The sequence below is a fragment of the Thermomonas carbonis genome (assembly GCF_014396975.1).
GTDB classification, from domain to species: domain Bacteria; phylum Pseudomonadota; class Gammaproteobacteria; order Xanthomonadales; family Xanthomonadaceae; genus Thermomonas; species Thermomonas carbonis.
Map to the genome: position 1 here is coordinate 218,906 of NZ_CP060719.1, position 21,965 is coordinate 240,870.

Consider the following 21,965-nt stretch of genomic DNA (forward strand, 5'->3'; position numbering starts at 1 on the left):
AGCACGCAACAAAGGACGCACGGATGACGGACAGCACCGACAAGCAGGCGACAGGCAGCGATTCGCTTGTCGACCAGGCGGTCGCGCAAGGCGGCGCCTACGAGGTGCTGCGTCGCCGGCTGGGCGAACAGGGCCAGAAGCTGCAGGCGATCGCGCAGCGCATCAACGCGCAGCGCCTGCAGGAGTTCGGCGACAGCAAGATGGAGCTGGTCGGCCGCCTGCGCATCCGCAGCGAGCACAACTGCGTCGGCCGCGACATCGTCCAGGTCGGCGAGCTGCTGCTGTTCGGCTTCAACGTGTTCATGGGCCTCAAGTCCACCACCGCGGTATCCGACGTGTTCGGGCTGTATCGGCTGGTGCAGGTCGGCGATGGCTATGACGTCACCCCGGTCGACCACGCCGGCAGCTTCCTTGGCGATGCCGGCTTCGTCCGCGATTTCGCCGAGCTCTACACCTACTACAAGGACGCCCGCCTGCTGCAGCTGATCGTGCGCGACGGCAAGCTGCTGGCGGCGTTCCAGATCGGCCTCAACGCGAACGACGTGCGGGTGTTCCGCTGGTCGCTCGCCAGCAGCGGCGAGATCGACTACATCGATGCACGCGGCGAACGCGACATCGCACTGCCCCCGCCGTTCGACTTCGAATGGATCCGCGCCAGCAAGTCGCTGGAGGTCAGCGGGCGCTTCCCGCACCTCAACATCCTCGACACCCTGTTCGTCGAGACCACCGGCGGCGACCTCACCCTCAAGATCGAGAACAACACCGAGACCGGTGCCGGCATTTACAGCGAGCCGGTCGAGGACGCCACCCAGTCGCTGGACGACGCGCAGATCCACTTCGCCAAGGTCGGCGCGCTGATCCTGCTGAAGGTCCTGCCGTACCGCGAAACCACGTGGCGCGGGCTGGTCTACAACACGGTCACCGGCAAGGCCGTGCGCCAGGACGCGATCGTGCAGGCCTGCATCCAGTTGCCGGAAGACCACGGCATCATCTTCCCCGGCGGCTATTACCTGCAGAACGGCGAGCACAAGGCCTTCGATGCCGCCGTGCAGGGCATGCAGTACAAGCGGATGATCCGCTCGCCGAACGGCGAAGACGTGCTGTACGTGTTCTACGAGCGCGAGTCCGGGCTGTCCGCGTTGCTGGTCTACAACATGATCCAGCGCCGGCTGCAGCCGCCGGTGCTGGCGCACGGCTACGCACGCCTGCACGACGGCCGCATGGTGCTGTTCCACGCCGAAAGCGACGACCCCACCCGCGTCCACCAGATGCAGGTGTGGCAGACCCCGTTCGCGTCGGACGAATACGTCGCGGCACGCCCGCCGGGCACCAGCTTCATGGGCCGGATCGGCAATGCGGAACTGGTCCGCGCGGTGTCCAACCTGCTCGACCTTGGCCGCGACATCGAGCGCGACGAAGTGTCTGCGGCGCGCTACGAGTTGCTGGCCCACAACACCCGCCGCCTGTTCGACGTGCATCACTGGATCGACGACGCGCAGTGCGGCGGCCTGTCCACCCTGCTGCACGAAATCGCCGCCACCGGCGAATCGGTGCTCGACGAATTCGGCAAGGTGCAGGACGTGCGCCGCCAGTCCGAAGTCGCGATGACCAAGGCGCGCGCGAGCCAGCGCGCCCTGCTCGGGCGCATGCAGCCGGAGGGATGGACCGGCATCCAGCAGTTCGTCGAGGCGCTGGCCGAGATCACCGCGCAGCGCGGCCACCTGCTGACGATCCGCGACTACCGCTACATCGACACCGCCGCGATCGACGCGATGGGCGTCGAGCTGCAAGAGGTGAACGAGCGCGTGGGCGTGGCCACCGGCGTGTTCCTGGCCGGCGACAAGGCGCTGCTGCCCCTGCAGCAGGCGCTGCAAACGCTGGACGAGCAGGCGCAGAAATCGCAGACGGCGACCCGGATCGGCGAACAACTCGCCGGCATGCAGGCGATGTCGGCCGACCTCGACCGCCTCTCCGAACTGATGGCGAGCCTGAAGGTCGACGACGCCACCCGCCGCACCCGCGTGGTCGATGCGATCTCCGCGCTGTACGCGAAATTGAACCAGGCCCGCGCGCGCGCCGAGCAGAAGCGCAAGTCGCTGGCCTCCGGTGAGGCGGTGGCGCAGTTCGGCGCGCAGTTCTCGTTGTTCGCGCAGGCGGTCGCAAGCGCGCTGGACATGTCCACCACGCCGGAGCGCGCCGACGAACAGCTGTCGCGGCTGATGGTGCAACTGGAAGAACTCGAGGGCCAGTTCGGCGAGCACGAGCAGTTCCTGGGCGACATCCTGAGCAAGCGCGAGGAATTGCTGGAAGCCTTCGACACCCACCGGCAGGCGTTGCTGGACGAGCGCCAGCGCAAGGCGCAATCGGTGCTCGATGCCGCCAACCGCATCTTCGACGGCCTCGGCCGCCGCACCGAGCGCTTCACCAATCCCGACGAATTGAATGCCTTCTTCGCCGGCGATGCGCTGGTGATGAAGCTGCGCGAACTCGCCGAACGCCTGCGCGCGCTGAAGGATTCGGTCAAGGCCGACGATATCGAATCGCGGATCAAGGCCGCGCGCGACCAGGCGGTGCGCGGATTGCGCGACCGCAGCGACCTGTTCGAGGAAGGCGGCAACGTCATCAAGCTGGGGCCGCGCCACCGTTTCAGCGTCAACACCCAGCCGCTGGACCTGACCCTGCTGCCGCGCGGCGACGAGATGGCGGTGCACCTCACCGGCACCGACTACATGGCGCCGCTGCACGACCCGGAACTGGCCGAGCTGCGCGCGTTCTGGCAGGTCACCCTGGAGTCGGAATCGCCGGGGCTGTATCGCGGCGAGTACCTGGCAGGGCAAGTGCTGGAGGCCGCGCTGGACGCGCGCGACGGACTGGATATCGAGACGCTCGAGCGGCTGGTCGGCGTTCCCGATGCGCTGACCAACCGCGTGCGTGAATTCGCCTCCGCGCGCTATCGCGACGGCTACGAGAAAGGCATCCACGACCACGATGCCGCGCTGATCCTGCGCGCGGTGGTACCGCTGTATCGTCCCGCCGGCCCGCTGGTGCACGCCGCCGATGCGCGCGCGTTGGCCGCGGCCTTCTGGCGGCAGGCGCAGGCCACGCCCGAGGCCGGCTGGCTGGAACGCATCCGCAATGCCAACGCGGTGCGCAGCCAGTTGCAGGACACCACGGCAACGACCGCGCTTGCGGACGAGCTCGCACGTGCGATCGGTGAGTTCCGCACACGACAGGCCTTGCCCCTCGCAGAAGGACTCGAGCACGAAGCTGCTGCCTTCCTGCTCGCCTCGATCACCAACGACTCCGAGCAATTGCCGTTCACACGCTACGCATCGGGCCTGCTGGAAGCGCTGCAGGTGCAGCTTGCTGGCTCGGGCAGCGACGCCCTGTTCGCGCAGGCGCTGCAACGACTGCAGGATCGCCCCGGCGCGCAATGGTCGTTGCTGCTGCAGTGGCTGCAGGCGCTGGTCGCACGTCCCGAGCACGCAGCACTGGCCGCATACGCGCACGAAGCGGCGGCATTGCACCTGCACGGCCCGCACCTGCCGCACCGCATCGTCGACGTGCGCCTGATGGCGGATGCCAGCGGCCTGCTCGGGCAGCATCCGCGGATCGTGGAAGGCACGCTGCGCCTCGCCATCGACGATCTGCAGGCGCGGTTGCGCACGCACAACAGCGTGTTCCTCCCGGCGTTCCGCCGCTACCAGGAAGTCCGCTCGCGGATCGTCCAGCGCGAGCGCGAATCGATGCGCCTGTCCGAATTCAAGGCGCGGCCGCTGACCTCGTTCGTCCGCAACAAGCTGATCAACGATGTCTACCTGCGGGTCATCGGCGACAACCTCGCCAAGCAGATGGGCACGGTCGGCGAAGACAAGCGCAGCGACCTGATGGGCCTGCTGATGCTGATCTCGCCGCCCGGCTACGGCAAGACCACGTTGATGGAGTACGTCGCGCACCGGCTGGGCCTGGTCTTCATGAAGATCAACGGACCGTCGCTGGGCCACCAGGTGCGTTCGCTGGATCCGGCGCAGGCGCCGGATGCGACCTCTCGGCAGGAGCTGGAGAAGCTCAACCTCGCGCTGGAGATGGGCAACAACGTGATGCTGTATGTCGACGACATCCAGCATACCCACCCGGAATTCCTGCAGAAGTTCATCTCGCTGTGCGATGGCACCCGCCGCATCGAGGGCGTCTGGCGTGGCCGCACGCGCACCTACGACCTGCGCGGCCGCAAGTTCGCGGTGGTGATGGCGGGCAACCCATATACCGAGTCCGGAGAAGCCTTCAAGATCCCGGACATGCTGGCCAACCGCGCCGACATCTACAACCTCGGCGACGTGCTCGGCGGCATGGAGGACACCTTCCTGCTCAGCTACATCGAGAACAGCCTGACGTCCAATGCGGTGCTCGCGCCGCTGGCCACCCGCGACCTCGCCGACCTGTACCTGCTGGTCGACCGCGCGCGCGGGCGCGAAGTCTCCACCAACGCGCTCAGCCACGCCTACAGCGGGGCGGAGATCAACGAGATCGTCTCGGTACTGAAGCGGATGCTCGAGATCCGCGAGGTGGTATACAAGGTCAACCAGCAGTACATCGCGAGCGCCGCGCAGGCCGACAAGTACCGGGTGGAACCGCCGTTCAAGCTGCAGGGCAGCTATCGCAACATGAACAAGCTGGCGGAGAAAGTCTCGCCGGTGATGAACGATGCGGAGCTGCGCCAGGTCATCGCCGACCACTACCTCGGCGAATCGCAATTGCTCACGCAAGGTGCCGAGGAAAACCTGCTCAAGCTGGGCGAACTGCTCGACCGGATGACGCCGGAACAGCAGGCACGCTGGACCCAGATCAAGGCCGATTTCCTGCGCAACAAGGCGATGGGCGGTGAGGATGCCGATGTCGGTGGGCGCATGGTCGCGCAGCTGGCCGACATCGCCGGCGGCCTGCAGGGCCTGCGTGACGAACCGGCACCGGTCGCGCCGCAACCGCCGCCCTGGAACGAATTGCTGGAGGCGCTGGCGCGCATCGCCAAGCCACCGGCCACGCCGGCGATAGCGTCCCCGCCCGTGCCACCGGTCGGCGACCTGCTGCACAGCGCCAATCAACCGCTGCTCGACGGCCTGGAGCGCACGCTGGCGCGGCAGGACCACCTGCATTCGGCGCTACTGGAGTTGGTCGAGGTGATGAAGGCCGGCGGCATGCCGAACACCACGCCGCGCGAACCCGTCGATCGAACAGTGCCGCGCATCCGCACACCGGAAGAGCGCGCGTTCGAGAAGACCATCAGCGCACTGAAATTCAAGGCCGCCGAGGATGCCAGGAAAACGGATGCGGCCAAGCCGCCTGGCGAACCCGGCGCTTCATGAGCGAGCTCGACGTGCCACGCGATGAAGCGAGCCTGCTGGATGCGGCACGCCATGCGCAGGCAGAAGCCGCGTCGCTGCAGTCGCCCGCGTTCGACATCCAGGAGACGTTGCGCGACCTGCGCACCGTGCTGTTGTCGACCGACGCGGGCGCGTTGCGAAAGAGCGTCGGCTTCTTCGGTCGCCTGCTCGGTCGCGACATCGACCTGCAGGCGCAGTCCACTGCCATGCGCGAGCAACTCGCGCTGCTGGTGTTGCAGGCGCGTCAGCGTGGTGAGGCACTCGATCGCCACAACCACATGCTCGCGTCCCTGCGCGATCGCCTGACAGCGCTCGCCGGTGAATTCGATGGCGCCATCGCCCGACATGCCGAAACAGAGTCGCACCCGACATCGGACCACGCGCGTTCGCGCCTGCTCGAATCCACCCGCCTCGGCTGCGCACTGACCGCAGCCCAGCTCGGTGTGCTGGTGCAGAATGGGCAAGCGCTGTCGGTCCGCTACCAGCACATGCTGCCGCAGGTGGAGGGCCTGCTGGTCCAGCATCGCGCCTCACTGGCGGGCCGGGTCGATGCAACACGCATGCGCGATGCCGCCAGCCTGGTCGCATCGATCGAATCCGGCATCGCCGGCCTGTCGCCATCGCCATCCGCAACCCCCATGCACGCCGCCGCCCAGGAGTCGCCATGACCACGCTCAACACCGAATCCACCTCCCTGCTCCCGGCCGCGCTGGACGAGAAATCGCTGCTCGACCTGGGCCTGACCAGCGCCGACATCGGCAAGATCCAGGAGACCTCGCGCGCGTTGCAGGACATCACGCCGGGCAACCTGCACGGCTACGGCCGCGAAGCCGCGGGCAAGACCAGCAGCTTCTCGACGCAACTGCTCGACAAGGTGCGCAACGCCGACCTCGACAACTCCGGCGACAAGCTCGGCGAAGTGGTACGGATCGCGCGCAGCCTGAACCTGGATTCGTTCGGCGAGCGTTCCAAGCTGCCGATCCTGGGCCCGCTGATCGACAAGCTGAAAGCCACTCGCGACGACCTGGTGCAGAAGTACAGCTCGACCAACAGCCAGATCGACCAGCTGATGCGCGACGTCGGCCAGACCCAGGCCACCCAGCAGCAGCGCGTGCGCGAATACGACCAGATGCACGGGATCGTCCGCGAGGAACGCCACGCACTGGGCATCCATGTCGCCGCCGGCCGCGTGCGCATCGCCGAACTGCAGCAGGAGCTGGCCGCACTGGCCGGCCAGGACGATCCGCAGAGCCGGATCCAGCGCGCCGAACTGGACACCGCGCTGCGCCTGCTCGACAAGCGCGTCTCAGACCTGCAGGTGCTGCAGCACGCCGCCGACCAGACCCTGCCGATGATCCGGCTGATCCAGGCCAATGCGATCCAGCTGATCGAGAAATTCAGCGCGGTGCGCGACATCACCATCCCGATGTGGCGCAACCAGTTCGCGATCCAGCTGTCGCTGGCCGACCAGCGCAATGCGGTCGACCTGGCCAACGCGATCGACGATGCCAGCAACGAACTGATGCGCAAGAACGCCGACCTGGTGCATGCGACCTCGGTGGGCACCGCCAAGGCCAACCAGCGTTCGGTCATCGACATCGAAACCCTGCGCCACGTCCACGACAAACTGATCCAGACAGTCGAGGAAGTGCGCGACATCCATCGCGAAGGGATGGTCAAGCGCCAGCAGATCGGCGGCGAACTGGCGCAGATGCGCGACGAGGTGCAGAAGCGCATGTCTCAGACCGCCTCCGGGGCCGCCTTGCTGCCCGGATAACCCGTTACGCGGGCAGCGGGGCCGGCCATGTCGGCTGCGGCTTATAATCGCGCATCCGCCCAAGCGACAGCCCATGCACGACACCGCCGCGCCAGCCCCACGCCGACTCGACCTGCCCGCGATCCAGGCCCTTGCGACCTCGGAGATGGCGGCGATGGATGCGCTGATCCGCCAGCGGCTGGCCTCCGACGTGGTGCTGATCAATCAGGTCGCCGAGTACATCATCGGCGCTGGCGGCAAGCGGCTGCGGCCGATGCTGTTGCTGCTGACCGCGGGTGCGCTGGGCCATCGCGGTGCCGATGCCCATCAGTTGGCGGCAGTGGTCGAGTTCATCCACACCTCCACCCTGCTGCACGACGACGTGGTCGACGAATCCGACCTGCGCCGCGGCCGCAAGACCGCGAACGCGGTGTGGGGCAACGCGGCCAGCGTGCTGGTCGGCGATTTCCTGTATTCGCGCAGCTTCCAGTTGATGGTCGAACTGGAGCGCATGGACGTGCAGCAACTGCTGGCCAACACCACCAACACCATCGCCGAGGGCGAGGTGCTGCAGCTGCTTCACGTGCGCAACCCGGATACCGACGAAGCCGCCTACCTGCGGGTGATCGAACGCAAGACCGCGGTGCTGTTCGCCGCCGCGACGCGCCTGGGTGCGTTGCTGGCAGGTGCCGATGCCGCGACGTGCGACGCACTGCATCGGTACGGCATGGCCCTGGGCTATGCATTCCAGATCGCCGATGACGTGCTCGACTATGCATCGGACGCGGAAACGCTGGGCAAGAACCTGGGCGACGACCTGGCCGAAGGCAAGGCCACGCTGCCGTTGATCCACGCGATGCAACACAGCGATGCCGCGACGCAAGCCGTGTTGCGCGCAGCCATCCAGCAGGGCGATACCGGCGCGCTGCCGCAGGTCATGGCCGCGATCCACGCCTGCAGCAGCCTGGACTACAGCCGCGACTGCGCGCTCCGGTACGCACGCGATGCCGAGGCTGCACTGGCGGGCCTGGACGACAACGATTTCGTCGCCGCGCTGCGCGGCCTCGCGCACTACTCGGTCAGTCGCGACCACTGAGTCGCGCTCAGTCGTTGGTGTCGAAGCGTTCCTCGAAGAAGTCCGCCAGCATCCGGTAGGCGCGTTTCGCCGCGCGTTCGTCGTAGGCGCAATTGGTCGACGGATCGTTGCCGGCACTGGGCTCCGCGAAGCAATGCACCGCACCCGCGAAATCCACGAACTGCCAGTCAGCACCGGCGGCGTCCATCTCGTTCTCGAAGGCGAGGATGTCGGCATCGGACACCGCCTTGTCGGCTGCGCCGTTGAGCACCAGCACCGGTGTCTTCACTTCCGCGGCAGTCGTCGATTTCGCGCCGGGTGCGATGCCGCCATGCAGGCTGACCACCCCGGCAAGCTCACTGCCCTCGCGCGCCAGTTCCAAGACGGCGGAGCCACCGAAGCAGAAGCCGAGCGCGCCGATCCTCTCCGCATCCAGCGGCGATTTCGTCGCCTGCGCCTTCAATGCAGCCACCGCCCCGTCCATGCGCGCGCGCAGGACACTGCGGTCATCGCCGCGCAGGCCGCCTGCGAACGCACCGGCCTGCTTCGCATTCTTCGGCCGCTTGCCCTTGCCGTAAACGTCCGCGACCAGCACCACGTAGTCGTCGCCGGCCACCGCCTTGGCGCGCTCGATGGAGTCCTTCGTCACGCCCATCCAGTTCGGCACCATCACCAGGCCGGGGCGTTTGTCGGTGCTGGCGTTGTCGTAGACGACATAGCCGCTGAAGCGGTCCTTGCCGACTTTCCACTCGACCGGCTTCGCCACTATCGCGGCGAACGCGGGCGAAGTGGCAAGCAGCAGTCCAAGGGCGAGCAGCAATCGGCTGAAAGGCTGGCGGCGCATGGCGGGATCTCCGGGGGAAGAGCGCCTACGCTACCGCGGGAAGATGCAAGCGAGGTGAACTTCCATGCCGTCATTCCCGCGAAGGCCGGGATGACCAGCGACGCCCTACGCGATCCCCATCCCGGCGATGCCCGAGATCGCGTCCGGGTCGAAGCCGGCGAGCTCGGCGAAATGGCGGCCACGCGCCACGTAATCCTTGTACATCCCGAAGCTGGGGGCTCCGGGCGAGAGCAGCACGACGCCACCGGCCGGCAACGCAGCACGCGCCTGCGACATCGCCTCCGCCAAGTCGCTCGCAGACGACAGCGCGAAGCCGCGCGCCTCGGCAATCGGATCGAGCAGCACGCGGATGCGCGGGCCGTTCTGTCCAAGGGTCACGATCGCGCGGGGCGCCTGCGTGCGCATCGCCGCCGCGAATTCGTCCCACGGCAGGCCACGATCATGCCCGCCGACCAGCAACGCCACCGGGCGGTCGCGATACAGCGCCAGCGCGGCCAGCGTGGCCATCGGCGTGGTGCTGATGGAATCGTTGACGTAGAGGATGCCGTCGCGCTCGCCGAGCGGTTGCAGGCGATTGGGCAGCGGCTGGAACGTGGCTGCGTGTGGCGCGAGTGCAGCCGCATCCAATCCGAATGCATCCAGCGCGGTGAGCACGGCACACAGGTTGCTGCGGTTGTGCCAGCCCGGCAGCGGCAGCGACGCGGTGTCCATCACGAATTCGTCGGCCCGATACAGCGCGTCTTCGCGCAGGTGCCAGCCACGCGCATCGCCATACCACTGGATCTCGGAATCAGGCAACGGCAGCGCGGCCAGGCGCGGATCAGCGGCATTGAGCACGGCGATGCGTGGCTTCGCTTCGGTCAGCAGCGCGAGCTTGTCTTCGATATAGCGCGCTTCGCTGCCATGCCAGTCGAGGTGTTCGGGATGCAGGTTGGTGACGATGGCGATGCCCGGCCGCGCGCCGGATGCGGCGACATCGCGGGTCTGGTAGCTGGACAGCTCGATGGCCCACGCCTCGGCCTGGCCGTCCAGCAGCTCCAGCAGAGGCACGCCGATGTTGCCGGCCAGCGCGGTGCGCATGCCAGCCGCGCGCAACAGGTGCGCCAGCAGCGAGCTGGTGGTGCTCTTGCCCTTGGTGCCGGTCACGCAGATGGTGCTGGGAAGGTTGCCGTCGGCATCGGCGCGCTCGCCGAACCACAGCGCGGTGCCCCCGATGAAGTGCGTGCCGCTCGCCGCTGCGACCAGTGCGGCCGGCGAATACGGGCTGATGCCGGGCGACTTCACCACCACGTCGAATGCACCAAGGCGCTCGCCGTTGGGCGCGTGTTCGATCGCCAGCAACGGATCATGCGAAGCCGCCGCCTCGACGGCTTCGGCTTCGCTGCAGAACAACGTCAACGCTTGCGGCGGCAAGCGCGTGCGCAACGCGGTGTACGCCGCACGGCCCTCACGCCCCCAGCCCCACAAGGCGACACGCTTGCCGGCAAGGTCGACGATCTTCATGCGCGCTCAGGCGGCGAAACGGTCACGCAGTCGTTCCCACAACGCCGCAGGAATCCGCTGTTCCTCATCCAGCACCAGCAACGGTTCGATGCGCAGGCCATCTGCGTGCAACTGCGGCGCGATCTCGCGGGCGAAGCGTGCGACCAGCGCGTCCTCGCGCCATTCCGGGCGTTGCGCCAGTGCGGCCATCGCCGCCCGCGATTCGCGGCCCTCGCCCACGCACTCGAACGGCTTGTGGTCCTGGTATTCGAGCAAGGCATCGAAGCCGGCGGTCTGCGCCGGATCGTCCAGCAGGTTGCGACCGACGATACCGACCAGGCGCAGCTTCGGCACGAACGGCGCCAGCGCGAGGAACACGAAATGGCACTTGGGGCAGACCCCGCACCAGCGGCTGGTCGGCCGTTCGCCGAGGATGTGGAAATTGCGATTGCAGCTGGAGAAGTGCGCGTCGTAGCGATCCGTCTTCGCGAACTGCCGCGCGACCGCGAGCTCGCTGAGCGGGCGCAGCAACGAGTAGTACTGCAAGTCGGCGGCGACATGCGATTGCAGGTGCGCGCCGAACGCGGATTCGAACGCCCAGCCCTTCGACCACTGGTGGTTGACCTCGCCGGTACCGGGGATGATCGAGCCGTAGCTCGCCGAGCGTTCGTTGGAGAACACCACCTGGTCGACGCCCAGCACCACCGCGGCGAAGGCGATGATCGCGGAGTTCACCGCAGTCACCGGGATGTGCCCGTTCCACGCGCCCTGGCGGTTGAGGTCGAACAATTGCGGTGCCAGCTGGCGGCCGATGTTGAACGTGGGCAAGCCGGTGTGCGCCGCGCAGGCAGCGATCAGCTGCGACCCGCCGATCCAGGTCACCGTCTGCGCCACGCCTTCCGCGCGCAGGGCCTCGATGCTGACCAACGAATCCTTGCCGCCGCCGATGGCGACCAGCGCGTGTTCGCGCAGGCCGAGTACCGGCGCAGGCGCCGCCGCATCGTCGAGATGCGGGAAGCGGATCCGCCCGCGCAAATCCAGCCCATTGCGATAGGCGAACTCGCCAAGCCCGTTGAGGTACACCGCGTCCAGCAACGTCGCAGTATCGGCATCGATGGCGTAACCCTCGATGCGGATTTCCGCGGGCACTGCCGCCTTGTAGTAGCTCACGCCGGCGATCAGGTGCAGCAGCTGCAAAGCACGCTCTGCAGCAGCAGCGCGCGCATCATCCAGTGCGAACGGCGCGCCGGGCAATGTCACCGTCTCGACCAGCTCCGGGCCGTCGTCGAAGGCATAGACCAGCCGCGCCACGCCGGTGGCGGGATCGAAGCCGCATCGCACGAAACGGAACGCGCGGATCGCGTCGCGCTCGAACACCCAGTCACTCATTCGACGGCCCATCAAGGATGTCCTCTGCGGGCAGTGCGCGCAGGTTGTAGGTGTTGGCCATGCTGAAACCGTAGGCACCAGCGTCGGCGATCACCATCGCGTCGCCCGGGGCCGTCGCCGCCGGCAGCTTGACCCGGTTGCCGAAGATGTCGCTGGATTCGCAGATCGGACCGACCACGTCGAAATCGGTGTCGCAGGCATCGTGCAGCCGCGCCAGGTTCACGATGTCGTGCCAGGCGTCGTACAGCGCCGGCCGGATCAGCGCGTTCATGCCCGCATCCAGTCCGACCCGGTGCACACCGTCCTTCTCTACAACTTGCGTTGCGCGCGCCAACAGCACGCCGGATTCGGCGACCAGGAAGCGGCCCGGCTCGATCGCCAATCGGAAGGCGGGATGCACGGCCTTGATCTGCGCCAGGCCTTCCGCCCAGGCATCGAGGTCGAAGGGCTCGTCGTCGGCGCTGTAGGCGATCGGCAGGCCGCCGCCGATGTCCAGCACTTCGACCGTGCCGATGCGCCGCGCGAAGCCGGCCAGCTCATCGACCACCAGCTTCCAGTGCGCGGTGGTCTCGATGCCGCTGCCGAGGTGCGCATGCAGGCCGCTGATGCGCACGCCGAGCACGCGCGCCAGCTCCAGGAATTCCTCCACCCGCTGCGTCGACAGGCCGAACTTGGCCTCCTTGCCGCCGGTGTTGACCTTGGCGTGGTGGCCATCGCCGTGGCCCAGGTCGATGCGCAACCACAACGTGCGACCGCGGAACATCTCCGGCCATTGGCGCAGCAGTTCCACGTTGTCGACGGTGACGTTGACGCCCAGCGCGAAGGCCGCTTCGTACTCGCTCACCGGCGCGAAGTTCGGGGTGAACAGCACCCGCGCGGGATCGAAGCCCGGCACGGCTGCGAACACACGCTGCAGCTCACCCAGCGAGACGCATTCCAGGCCGAAGCCTTCCTCCGCCAGTGTGCGCAGGATGTCCGGATTCGAGCTCGCCTTGATCGCGTAGAAACGATGATCGACTGCGGTGATCGCCTTCAGCTGGCGCGCGCGTTCACGCACCGTCGGCAGGTGATAGACGTAGCGCGGCGTTTCGCCTTCGGCCAGTTCGAGCAGGCGCTGGCGTTCGCGTGGCGCATGCCACCACGGCGTCGGCCGCGGACGGATCGCGCCGTTGATCTCGCGCCAGCGCGGGCCGAACACCTCGGTCTCGTAGACCGGCATCGCGCCGCTGTCGATCAGCGCGGCGTGCAGCTTCGGCAGCATGCCGTCGGCCGCGGCCTCGTCGACCACGAAGGTCAGGTTGAGGTCGTTCGACGATTGCGAGATCAGGTGCACCCGCTCGCGCCCGAACATCGCCCAGACCTCGGACAACTTGTGCAGCAGCGAGCGCATGCCGCGCCCAACCAACGTGATCGCCGCGCAGGGCACGATGATCTTGACCTTGCAGATCTTCGACAGGTCGGCCGACAACGCCGACAGCACATCGGTGCTGACCAGGTTCTCGGACGGATCCAGCGACACGGTGACGTTGGTCTCGGCGGAACCGATCAGGTCGACCGACAGGCCGTGCTTGCGGAACAGCGCGAACACGTCGGCGAGGAAGCCGACCTGCTGCCACATGCCGATGCCTTCCATCGACACCAGCACGATGCCGTTGCGTCGGCTGATCGCCTTGACCCCGGCCACTGCCGCTGCGCTGCCGTCGATGCGCGTGCCCGGCAACTGCGGGCGGCCGGTATCGAGGATGCACAGCGGCACGCCGCCATCGCGACATGGCTTGATCGAGCGCGGATGCAGCACCTTGGCACCGGTGGTGGCGATTTCCTGCGCTTCGTAATAGTCGAGCCGGGTCAGCAGGCGTGCGTCCGGCACTTCGCGCGGATTGGCGCTGAACATGCCGGGCACGTCGGTCCAGATTTCCACGCGACGCGCGCCGAGCAAGGCACCGAAATAGGACGCCGACGTATCCGAACCACCGCGCCCGAGGATCGCGGTGCCGCCGTCCTGGTGGCGCGAGATGAAGCCTTGCGTCAGCAACAGCCGCGCGGGCTGCGCCGTGAATCGCGTGCGCCATGCGGTGTCGGCCTGCCATTGGCAGTTCACCGACAACCGCTGCGACCAGTCGGTCTGGTTGGGCTGCGGCGGCAATGCGTCCAGCCACTCGCGCGCATCGCACCAGCCGAAGTCGAGGCCCTGCCCGCGCAGGTAGGCCGCACCGAGCGTCGAGGACAGCAATTCGCCCTGCGCGAGCACTTCGGCCTGCCAGTCGAGCGTACGTGACGCCGCGCGCGGATCGTCGCGCAGGGCTTCCAGCGCGCGCAGGCGTTCGCCGATGGCGGCATCGGCATCGATGCCGAGTTCGTCGCTGCAGAAGGCGCGATGCCGTTCGATGAGTGCGGCGACACGGCCCGCAACATCGTCACCGTTCGCGATCGCGGTCAGCTCGTTGGTGACACCGGACAGCGCCGACACCACCACCAGCACCCGCGCGCCTTCCTGCTCCGCGCGTTCCTGCCCCAACCGCCCGATGGTGTCCCAGCGCTCGCGTTTCGACACCGATGTGCCACCGAACTTCAGCACCAGCCAGTGATCGTCGGACGAGGGGGAAATGGACATGGGCCCTGGGGAATTTGGGGAGGGAAGACCCGCGGCGCGGGGGTGGTGCATTCTAGCCGGCCTCCCCGCCCGTGAGACGCGCCCGACATGCCACGTCCTGCTCTGAAACTGGGATACCTGCAGCTCGATGTTTTCGCCGCGCGCGCCGGCACCGGCAACCCGCTGGGCGTGGTGTTCGATGCCGGCGACATGGACACCGCCGCGATGCAGGCACTGGCCGCGTGGCTGAACCTGTCGGAGACGATTTTCTTCCTGCCGCCCGATGGGGGAGCGGACTACCGGATCCGCATCTTCACCCCGGGCAGCGAACTGCCCTTCGCCGGCCATCCCAGCGTGGGCGCAGCGTGGACAGCGGTGGTGCACGGCCTCGCCACCCCGCGCGACGGCCAACTGGTGCAGCAGTGCGAGGCCGGGCTGTTGCCGGTCGAGATCACTGGCGACCATGCCCAGCCGCGCGTCGCCGTGCGCAGCCCGCGCGCGAAACACTTGCAGGAATACGCGCCGCAGGCCGGACTGGACGCCATCGCACTCCCCGGGCAGCCCGCCGCGCTGTGGAACAACGGGCCGTCGTGGTGGATGGTCGAAGCCGCATCGGCCGAAGCGCTGCGCGGCCTCAAGCCGGACTTCGCCGCCATCGCTGCATGGACCAACGCGACGAGCTCCACCGGCGTGGCGATCTTCGCGCTGGAGCCCGAGGATGGCCACGACGTCGTGGTCCGCGCCTTCTGCCCTGGCGACGCGGTCAACGTGCCGGAAGACCCGGTGACCGGCAGCGCCAACGCATTGGTCGGCGCGCTGCTGCATGCGCAAGGCCGCCTGCCCGGCGGTGATGGCCGCTACATCGCCAGCCAGGGCCGCGAACTCGGCCGCGACGGCCGCGTGCATGTGCGCGTGGACGATGACGGCGAGGTCTGGATTGGCGGTGAGGTGCAGCAGGTCATCGCCGGCACCCTGGATTGGTAAGCTGCGCGGCCCCGTCTGACCACTCCGCCATGCCCCGTCGCTACGTGCAACTCGATGTGTTCGCCTCGCGCCCCGGCGACGGCAATCCGCTGGCCGTGGTGCTGGATGCCGAAGGCCTCGATGACGTGGCGATGCAGGCGATCGCCAAGTGGACGCGGCTGCCGGAAACCACCTTCGTGTTTCCCGCGGTGTCCGACGACGCTACCCACCGCATCCGCATCTTCAGCCCCCGCCGCGAAGTGCCATTCGCCGGCCATCCCAGCGTCGGCACCGCGCATGCGCTGCTGGATGCCGGACTGATCGCAGCGCGCGAAGGCTTCGTTGTGCAGGACGGGATCGCCGGCAAATTGCCGCTGAAGGTCACCAGTGAAGGCGCGGAACGCACCATCGCCGTGCGCACCCCGCGTGCCCGCGTGCAGGAGATCGCCACACCCGACGACCCGCGCCTGCGCGATGCCGTGGCCGGACTGGAACTGGGCGAACTGCCACCGGTGCTGATGGACGGCGGCCGCCGGTGGTGGCTGGCCGAACTGGCCAGCGAAACCGCGCTGCGCAATGCCACCCCCAACTGGGACGCGATCATCGCGCTGGCCAACGCCACCGAGAGCATGGGCCTGTTCGTCTACGCACGCAGCGACGACCCGGTCTATCACTTCGCCGTGCGCGCCTTCGTTGGCGCACCGGCGCAATTCGAGGACGCCGCCTCCGGCGCTGCCAACGCGACGCTGGCCGCGTGGCTCGCCGAACGCAACGCATTGCCCGACCTGCCCGGCGGTTTCTACCGCGTCAGCCAGGGCCGCGAAGTCGGCCATGACGCGATCATCGAACTGAGCATCGATGCCGATGGCGATGTGTGGTCGGGCGGGCGCGCGGTGGCGGTGGTGAGCGGGTCGCTGGACTGGCCGGAGTAGCCACTCGCGCGCCAGCTTTGTGGCAGGGGCTTCAGCCCCGATGCTCTTCCGTGAGTACTTCAGCCCCGACAGATCGAGGCTGAAGCCCCTCCCACAAAAGCGCGATGCCGCTCAATCGCCCTTGTTGCCCGGTGCCCACGCCATCGGCTGCCACAGCTCCACCTTGTTGCCTTCGGGATCCATGATCCAGGCGAACTTGCCGTTTTCGTGCGACTCGGGACCCTTGACGATCGCCACATCGGCGGCCCGCAATTGCGTCAGCAACCCATCCAGATCGTCGACGCGGTAATTCACCATCATCGAGGCCTCGCTGGGGCTGAACCATGTGCTGTCGGCGTCGGCCACGCACCAGACGGTGAGCCCGCCATCTTCCGCTTTGTCTTCCGGCCACTTCAGAACCGCCCCGCCGAAATCCGACAACTCCAACCCCAGGTGATCGCGATACCACGCGCCCAGCGCCGCGCCCTTCCCCGTGCTCTTGAAGAACACCCCGCCGATCCCCGTCACCTTCGCCATTGCCGTCTCCTGCAGGACATGTCGGCGCATTCTCTGCGCCCTGCAGCAAAGATGCCAAGAGAGAGAAGGGGCCTTGCGGCCCCTTCGTTGCGATCACTGCATCGATTTCTTACTGCGGCGAGACATCCACGCGGACGCGCACGCGTTCGCCGGGGTGGTAGTCCATCCGGCGGGTGTAGCGACGGCCGTTGTATTCGTAGGTGACGTCGTAGGCGGTCGCATTGCCGGTGCGGTAGCTGTCGTAGCCGTCGTTGTAACTGCCGTAGCCGTTGCTGCGCACGGGTTCCGGGTCGCAGACGCGGACGCTGGCGGGGCGCACGTACCGGTTCTGCTGGGTCTGGTCGTAGATCTGCCGACCGGCCATGCCGCCGACCATCGAGCCGATGGCGGTGGTGGCGTAGGTACCGCTACCGCCGCCCATCTTGCTGCCGAGCACCGCGCCGGCGATACCGCCGACGATGGTGGCGACGTTGCGGCCGCCTTCGTTGCCGTAGCCGTAGCCGCTGCGCGAACGACCGTAGTTGTCGTAGTAGCCGTCGTTGCGGTAGCCATCCTGGTAACCACCGTCGCGCTCGTAGCGGCCGGCGGTGGTGGTTTCGTAGCAGCGCTGGCCGCCGTTGCCGTAGTAGCCCGAGGTGCGGTCGTCGTCATAGCCGCGATAGTCGCCATCCAGTGCCGGATCCACGCGAACGACGCGGGCGTAGTCGTAATAGCCCTCGCCTTGTGACTGGTAGCGATCGTTGCCGTAGCGGTTGTCGTAACCAGACTGTGCGAAGGCAGTGGTGCTGGCGACGATCAGGCCAACGGCCAGCAGGGCGGAGGAAAGGCGCTTCATGGTGGATCCCCGTCGCCGGGAAAGAGGATTTGTCCGGCGCGAGGCGAACAGTGCGGCGCGGGGATTGACGCGAAGCTGAATCGGCACCCCGCCGCTGAACCTGTTTAGCGCGCCGACAGCTTGCCGGGCCGGGCGCTACCATCCAACGCACCGAATCCGGAGGTTACAGCGCAATGACCCAAGGCACCCAGCACGCGACGGACGACTCGCGCAACGCCGACATCCGCATCTGGATCAACGGCACGCTGCATCATCGCGACCAGGCGTTCGTGTCGGTGTTCGACAGCGGCTTCGTGCTCGGCGATGGCGTGTGGGAAGGCCTGCGCGTGGTCGACGGGCAGCCGGCCTTCCTCGACGCCCACTTCGACCGCCTGTACGAAGGCGCGAAGGCGATCATGCTCGACATCGGCATGGATCGCGCCGCGCTGGAAGCGGCGATCCGCGACACCCTGGCCGGCAACGGCATGGACACCGGCAGCGGCGTGCACATCCGCCTGATGGTGACCCGCGGGGTCAAGCGCACGCCCTACCAGGACCCGCGTGTGACCGTCGGCCCGGCCACCGTCGTGATCATTCCCGAGTACAAGACCGCATCGCCGGAACACGCGGCGCACGGCATCACCCTGTTCACCGTGCACGTGCGCCGCGGCTTCCCCGACGTGCAGGATCCCAAGCTCAATTCGCACAGCAAGCTCAACTGCATCACCGCCTGCATCCAGGCCTACACGGCAGGCGCCGACGAAGGCCTGATGCTGGATCCGCATGGCTTCGTGGCCACCTGCAATTCCACTCATTTCTTCATCGTCCGCAAGGGCGAGGTGTGGACCTCGACCGGCGATTACTGCCTGGGCGGGATCACCCGTTCCAACGTGATCGCAATCTGCCGCGAGGCCGGCATCCCGGTGTTCGAGAAAAACTTCAGCCTGACCGAGGTTTATGGTGCCGACGAGGCCTTCGTCACCGGCACCTTCGCCGGCGTGGTGCCGGTGCGCAGCATCGATGGGCGCGCGATCAGCAGCGGGCGCGGGCCGATGGTGGAGCGCCTGCAAGGCCTGTATCGCGACTGGCTCGCGCGCGACATCGCCGCTCGCAAAAAACTCGCAGGCGTTTCGCCGTGAGCGAACCCTTGCGGATCGCGATGTGGTCTGGCCCGCGCAACATCTCCACCGCGATGATGCGCGCCTGGGAAAACCGCGAGGACTGCGCGGTCAGCGACGAACCGCTGTATGCGCACTACCTCGCCGATACCGGCCTGGACCATCCCGGCCGCGACGAAGTGATCGCCGACGGCGAGACCGATTGGCGCAAGGTCGTCGATGCGTTGACCGGCCCCGCGCCGGGCGATGCACCGGTCTGGTACCAGAAGCACATGACCCACCACCTGCTGCCGCACATCGACCATGGCTGGATTGGCGGGCTGCGCAACGTCCTGCTGATCCGCGACCCGCGCGAGGTCGTGGCGTCCTATGTGAAGTCGCGGGCGGAAATCGCAGCGGACGACATCGGCCTGCGCCAACAGGTCGAGCTTTACGAGGAACTCGCTGCAGGCGGCGAAGCGCCGCCGGTGATCGATTCCGGCGATTTCCTGCGCGCGCCGGAAGCGCACTTGCGCGGGTTGTGCGACTGGCTCGGCATCGACTTCAGCGAACGCATGCTGCGCTGGCCGAAAGGGCCTCGCCGGAGCGATGGCATCTGGGCGCCACACTGGTATGCGCATGTCCGGGAATCCACCGGCTTCGAGGCGCCGGGGCCGCGGGCGATCGAACTGAGCGAGGCCGCGCAAGCGGTAGTCGATGCATGCCAGCCTCACTACGCAAGGCTGCACGCGCTGCGGTTGCGGGTGGCCTAGGCAACTCGAGAGTTCGTCATCCCGGCGCTTTTTGCTCGTCACCCCAGCGAAGGCTGGGGTCCAGCGTTTTGTCTTTGAAGGATCGAAGTCACTGTATCCCTGCCTCCGCAGGGATGACAAGCGAATAGCGCTGCGGGCGATGTTGCAGCGCAAGACATGGCCGCCGGATTCCGCGCTAAGGTGCCAGTCCGCCATGACCGCCCGCCGAGCGCACCGCTCCGGCGCAAAGCGCGGACAGCCATGACGCCACGTCCATTCGCATGCGAAGGAGGAACGGGCTCATGTCCTACAGCACACAGCAGATCCGCAACGTGGCCCTGGCAGGCCACCCCGGCGCCGGCAAGACCACCCTGTTCGAAGCCCTGCTGCATGCCGGCGGCGCCATCCAGACGGCAGGCACCATCGAACGCGGCAGCACGGTCTCCGACTTCGACCCGATCGAACGCGAACGCAGCCATTCCATCGACGCCGCGATCGCCAGCATCGACCACGCCCCGCTCGGGCAACCGCCGATCCACGTCAACCTGATCGACACCCCCGGATATCCGGATTTCCGCGGCCCGACCCTGTCCGCGCTGGCGGCGGTGGAAACGGTGGCGGTGGTGGTGGATGCCGACACCGGCATCAGCTACGGCACCCACCGGATGATGGAGCACGCCAAGGCGCGCGGTCTGTGCCGGGTGATCGTGGTCAACAAGATCGATCATCCGGGCGCGAAACTCGGTGCGTTGCTGGACAACCTGCGCGAGACCTTCGGCAGCGAAGTGCTGCCGCTCAACCTCCCGAACGAAGGCGGAAAATCCGTCGTCGACTGCTTCTGGCAATCCACCGGCACCAGCAACCTCGGCCCGGTCGCCGACTGGCACCGCAGGATCATCGACCAGGTGGTCGAGATCAACGAGACCGTGATGGACCATTACCTCGACCTCGGCGAGGGCGGGTTGTCCGGACAGGAACTGCACGACGCCTTCGAGCAATGCCTGCGCGAGGGCCACCTGGTGCCGGTCTGCTTCGTGTCCGCGCGCAGCGGCGCCGGCGTGCGCGAGTTGCTCGACGTGGCGGAGCGGTTGTTCCCGCATCCCGGCGAGGCCAATCCGCCGCCCTTCATGAAGGGCACCGGCGACGAGGCGCAACCGATCGTCGCCACCCCCGATCCGCAGGCGCATGTCATCGCCGACGTGTTCAAGATCATCAACGATCCCTTCGTAGGCAAGCTCGGCATCTTCCGGGTTTACCAGGGCACGGTGAAGAAGGACACCCAGCTGTTCGTCGACGACGGCAAGAAGGCCTTCAAGGTCGCCCACCTGTTCAAGCTCAAGGGCAAGGACCACGTCGAAGTGGCGCAGGCGATTCCCGGCGACATCGCCGCGGTGGCCAAGATCGACGACCTGCATTTCGATGCGGTGCTGCACGACTCGCACGACGAGGATCACATCCACCTGGCACCGATGGCGTTCCCGAAGCCGATGTTCGGGCTTGCAATCGAGCCCGCCAGCAAGGGCCAGGAACAGAAGCTGGCGACCGCGCTGCACAAACTGGCAGAGGAAGACCCGGCCTTCCTGGTCGAACACAACATCGAAACCAACGAGACGGTGATGCGCGGGCTGTCCGACCTGCACCTGCGGATCATGCTGCAGCGTTTGAAGGACAAGTACGGCGTCGACGTGAAGACGCATCCGCCGCGCATCGCCTACCGCGAAACCATCAGCAGCAACGCCGACGGCCACCATCGCCACAAGAAACAGACCGGTGGCGCCGGCCAGTTCGGCGAGGTGTTCCTGCGCATCGAACCGCTGCCCCGCGGTGGCGGTTTCGAGTTCGTCGATGAAGTGAAGGGCGGCACCATCCCGGGCCAGTTCCTGCCGGCGGTGGAAAAAGGCGTGCGCCAGGTGCTGTCCGGCGGCGCGGTCGCCGGCTACCCGATGCAGGACGTGCGCGTGATCGTGTACGACGGCAAGCATCACCCGGTGGATTCCAAGGAAGTCGCGTTCGTCGCTGCCGGCAAGAAGGCGTTCCTGGATGCGATCGGCAAGGCACGACCACAGGTGCTGGAGCCGATCGCCGAACTGCAAGTCACCGCGCCCGAGCAGCACATGGGCGACATCAGCGGCGGACTGTCGTCGAAGCGTGCACGCATCAACGGCACCGATTCGCAACGCGGCGAGATCGTGGTCAAGGCGCAGGTGCCGCTGTCGGAACTGGAGGGTTACGCGGCGGAACTGAAATCGGTGACCGCCGGGCGTGGTCGTTATGCGTTGGACTTCAGCCATTACGAACCGGTTCCGCCGCAGGTCCAGCAGAAACTCGTCGAGGCCTGGAAGTCGCCGCACCACGACGACGACTGAGCCCA

The 21,965-nt window shown here is 67.3% G+C and carries 15 protein-coding genes; 9 read left to right on the forward strand and 6 right to left on the reverse strand.

Annotated features, from left to right (window positions below; all coding sequences use genetic code 11):
• Nucleotides 1-23: 23 nt before the first annotated feature.
• The 4 genes from H9L16_RS01090 (at nt 24) to H9L16_RS01105 (ending at nt 8,233) form a co-directional block, all read left to right on the forward strand.
• Nucleotides 24-5,363: a DNA repair ATPase gene (locus H9L16_RS01090; RefSeq protein WP_187552788.1), complete on the forward strand. Its 5,340-nt coding sequence runs from the start codon at nt 24-26 to the stop codon at nt 5,361-5,363.
• On the forward strand, nt 5,360-6,049 hold the full coding sequence (locus H9L16_RS01095; protein WP_187552789.1) for a hypothetical protein: 690 nt from the start codon (nt 5,360-5,362) through the stop codon (nt 6,047-6,049). Before H9L16_RS01090 ends, H9L16_RS01095 begins: the two co-directional genes overlap by 4 nt.
• On the forward strand, nt 6,046-7,158 hold the full coding sequence (locus H9L16_RS01100; RefSeq protein ID WP_187552790.1) for a toxic anion resistance protein: 1,113 nt from the start codon (nt 6,046-6,048) through the stop codon (nt 7,156-7,158). The genes H9L16_RS01095 and H9L16_RS01100 overlap by 4 nt, the downstream gene beginning before the upstream one ends.
• A 73-nt stretch (nt 7,159-7,231) precedes the next feature.
• A complete protein-coding gene (locus tag H9L16_RS01105) occupies nt 7,232-8,233 on the forward strand; it encodes a polyprenyl synthetase family protein (protein WP_187552791.1) in 1,002 nt (333 codons plus the stop codon).
• 7 nt (nt 8,234-8,240) lie between these two features.
• On the opposite strand, the gene H9L16_RS01110 is transcribed toward H9L16_RS01105, so the two are convergent.
• The 4 genes from H9L16_RS01110 to H9L16_RS01125 form a co-directional block, all read right to left on the reverse strand.
• A complete protein-coding gene (locus H9L16_RS01110; RefSeq protein ID WP_187552792.1) occupies nt 8,241-9,056 on the reverse strand; it encodes a dienelactone hydrolase family protein in 816 nt (271 codons plus the stop codon).
• 105 nt (nt 9,057-9,161) lie between these two features.
• Nucleotides 9,162-10,559 (reverse strand): UDP-N-acetylmuramoyl-L-alanine--D-glutamate ligase, encoded by a 1,398-nt coding sequence (gene murD, locus H9L16_RS01115; protein WP_187552793.1) that lies wholly within the window; start codon nt 10,557-10,559, stop codon nt 9,162-9,164.
• A 6-nt stretch (nt 10,560-10,565) separates the two neighbouring features.
• Nucleotides 10,566-11,927: a UDP-N-acetyl-alpha-D-muramoyl-L-alanyl-L-glutamate epimerase gene (gene murL, locus H9L16_RS01120; RefSeq protein WP_187553986.1), complete on the reverse strand. Its 1,362-nt coding sequence runs from the start codon at nt 11,925-11,927 to the stop codon at nt 10,566-10,568.
• On the reverse strand, nt 11,920-14,541 hold the full coding sequence (locus tag H9L16_RS01125; RefSeq protein ID WP_187552794.1) for a bifunctional aspartate kinase/diaminopimelate decarboxylase: 2,622 nt from the start codon (nt 14,539-14,541) through the stop codon (nt 11,920-11,922). The genes murL and H9L16_RS01125 overlap by 8 nt, the downstream gene beginning before the upstream one ends.
• Nucleotides 14,542-14,628: 87 nt before the next feature.
• Between H9L16_RS01125 and H9L16_RS01130 the strand changes: the two genes are divergently transcribed.
• Both H9L16_RS01130 and H9L16_RS01135 read left to right on the forward strand, forming a co-directional pair.
• A complete protein-coding gene (locus H9L16_RS01130) occupies nt 14,629-15,504 on the forward strand; it encodes a PhzF family phenazine biosynthesis protein (protein WP_187552795.1) in 876 nt (291 codons plus the stop codon).
• 29 nt (nt 15,505-15,533) lie between these two features.
• Nucleotides 15,534-16,415, forward strand: coding sequence for a PhzF family phenazine biosynthesis protein (locus H9L16_RS01135; protein ID WP_187552796.1), 882 nt, complete (start codon nt 15,534-15,536; stop codon nt 16,413-16,415).
• Between the two features lie 111 nt (nt 16,416-16,526).
• Here the strand turns inward: H9L16_RS01135 and H9L16_RS01140 are convergent, their stop codons facing one another.
• Nucleotides 16,527-16,931 (reverse strand): VOC family protein, encoded by a 405-nt coding sequence (locus H9L16_RS01140; RefSeq protein WP_187552797.1) that lies wholly within the window; start codon nt 16,929-16,931, stop codon nt 16,527-16,529.
• 109 nt (nt 16,932-17,040) lie between these two features.
• Nucleotides 17,041-17,766 carry a glycine zipper 2TM domain-containing protein gene (locus tag H9L16_RS01145; protein ID WP_187552798.1) on the reverse strand — a complete coding sequence of 242 codons (726 nt, stop codon included), beginning with the start codon at nt 17,764-17,766 and terminating at the stop codon, nt 17,041-17,043.
• 173 nt (nt 17,767-17,939) lie between these two features.
• Between H9L16_RS01145 and H9L16_RS01150 the strand changes: the two genes are divergently transcribed.
• From H9L16_RS01150 to fusA, 3 genes are all read left to right on the forward strand, one after another.
• Nucleotides 17,940-18,884, forward strand: coding sequence for an aminotransferase class IV (locus H9L16_RS01150; RefSeq protein WP_187552799.1), 945 nt, complete (start codon nt 17,940-17,942; stop codon nt 18,882-18,884).
• On the forward strand, nt 18,881-19,615 hold the full coding sequence (locus tag H9L16_RS01155; RefSeq protein WP_223158161.1) for a sulfotransferase: 735 nt from the start codon (nt 18,881-18,883) through the stop codon (nt 19,613-19,615). Before H9L16_RS01150 ends, H9L16_RS01155 begins: the two co-directional genes overlap by 4 nt.
• Before the next feature lie 281 nt (nt 19,616-19,896).
• Nucleotides 19,897-21,960, forward strand: a complete 2,064-nt coding sequence (fusA, locus tag H9L16_RS01160; protein WP_187552800.1) for an elongation factor G — start codon at nt 19,897-19,899, stop codon at nt 21,958-21,960.
• The last annotated feature ends 5 nt before the right edge of the window (nt 21,961-21,965 follow it).

Bases quoted from the DNA above. Each gene is read 5' to 3' on its own strand.
- H9L16_RS01090 (WP_187552788.1), top strand. From the start codon at position 24: ATGACGGACAGCACCGACAAGCAGGCGACAGGCAGCGATTCGCTTGTC.
- H9L16_RS01140 (WP_187552797.1), bottom strand. From the start codon at position 16,931: ATGGCGAAGGTGACGGGGATCGGCGGGGTGTTCTTCAAGAGCACGGGG.
- H9L16_RS01125 (WP_187552794.1), bottom strand. From the start codon at position 14,541: ATGTCCATTTCCCCCTCGTCCGACGATCACTGGCTGGTGCTGAAGTTC.
- H9L16_RS01110 (WP_187552792.1), bottom strand. From the start codon at position 9,056: ATGCGCCGCCAGCCTTTCAGCCGATTGCTGCTCGCCCTTGGACTGCTG.
- H9L16_RS01150 (WP_187552799.1), top strand. From the start codon at position 17,940: ATGACCCAAGGCACCCAGCACGCGACGGACGACTCGCGCAACGCCGAC.
- H9L16_RS01145 (WP_187552798.1), bottom strand. From the start codon at position 17,766: ATGAAGCGCCTTTCCTCCGCCCTGCTGGCCGTTGGCCTGATCGTCGCC.
- H9L16_RS01100 (WP_187552790.1), top strand. From the start codon at position 6,046: ATGACCACGCTCAACACCGAATCCACCTCCCTGCTCCCGGCCGCGCTG.
- H9L16_RS01130 (WP_187552795.1), top strand. From the start codon at position 14,629: ATGCCACGTCCTGCTCTGAAACTGGGATACCTGCAGCTCGATGTTTTC.
- murD (WP_187552793.1), bottom strand. From the start codon at position 10,559: ATGAAGATCGTCGACCTTGCCGGCAAGCGTGTCGCCTTGTGGGGCTGG.
- fusA (WP_187552800.1), top strand. From the start codon at position 19,897: ATGTCCTACAGCACACAGCAGATCCGCAACGTGGCCCTGGCAGGCCAC.
- H9L16_RS01095 (WP_187552789.1), top strand. From the start codon at position 5,360: ATGAGCGAGCTCGACGTGCCACGCGATGAAGCGAGCCTGCTGGATGCG.
- H9L16_RS01135 (WP_187552796.1), top strand. From the start codon at position 15,534: ATGCCCCGTCGCTACGTGCAACTCGATGTGTTCGCCTCGCGCCCCGGC.
- H9L16_RS01105 (WP_187552791.1), top strand. From the start codon at position 7,232: ATGCACGACACCGCCGCGCCAGCCCCACGCCGACTCGACCTGCCCGCG.
- murL (WP_187553986.1), bottom strand. From the start codon at position 11,927: ATGAGTGACTGGGTGTTCGAGCGCGACGCGATCCGCGCGTTCCGTTTC.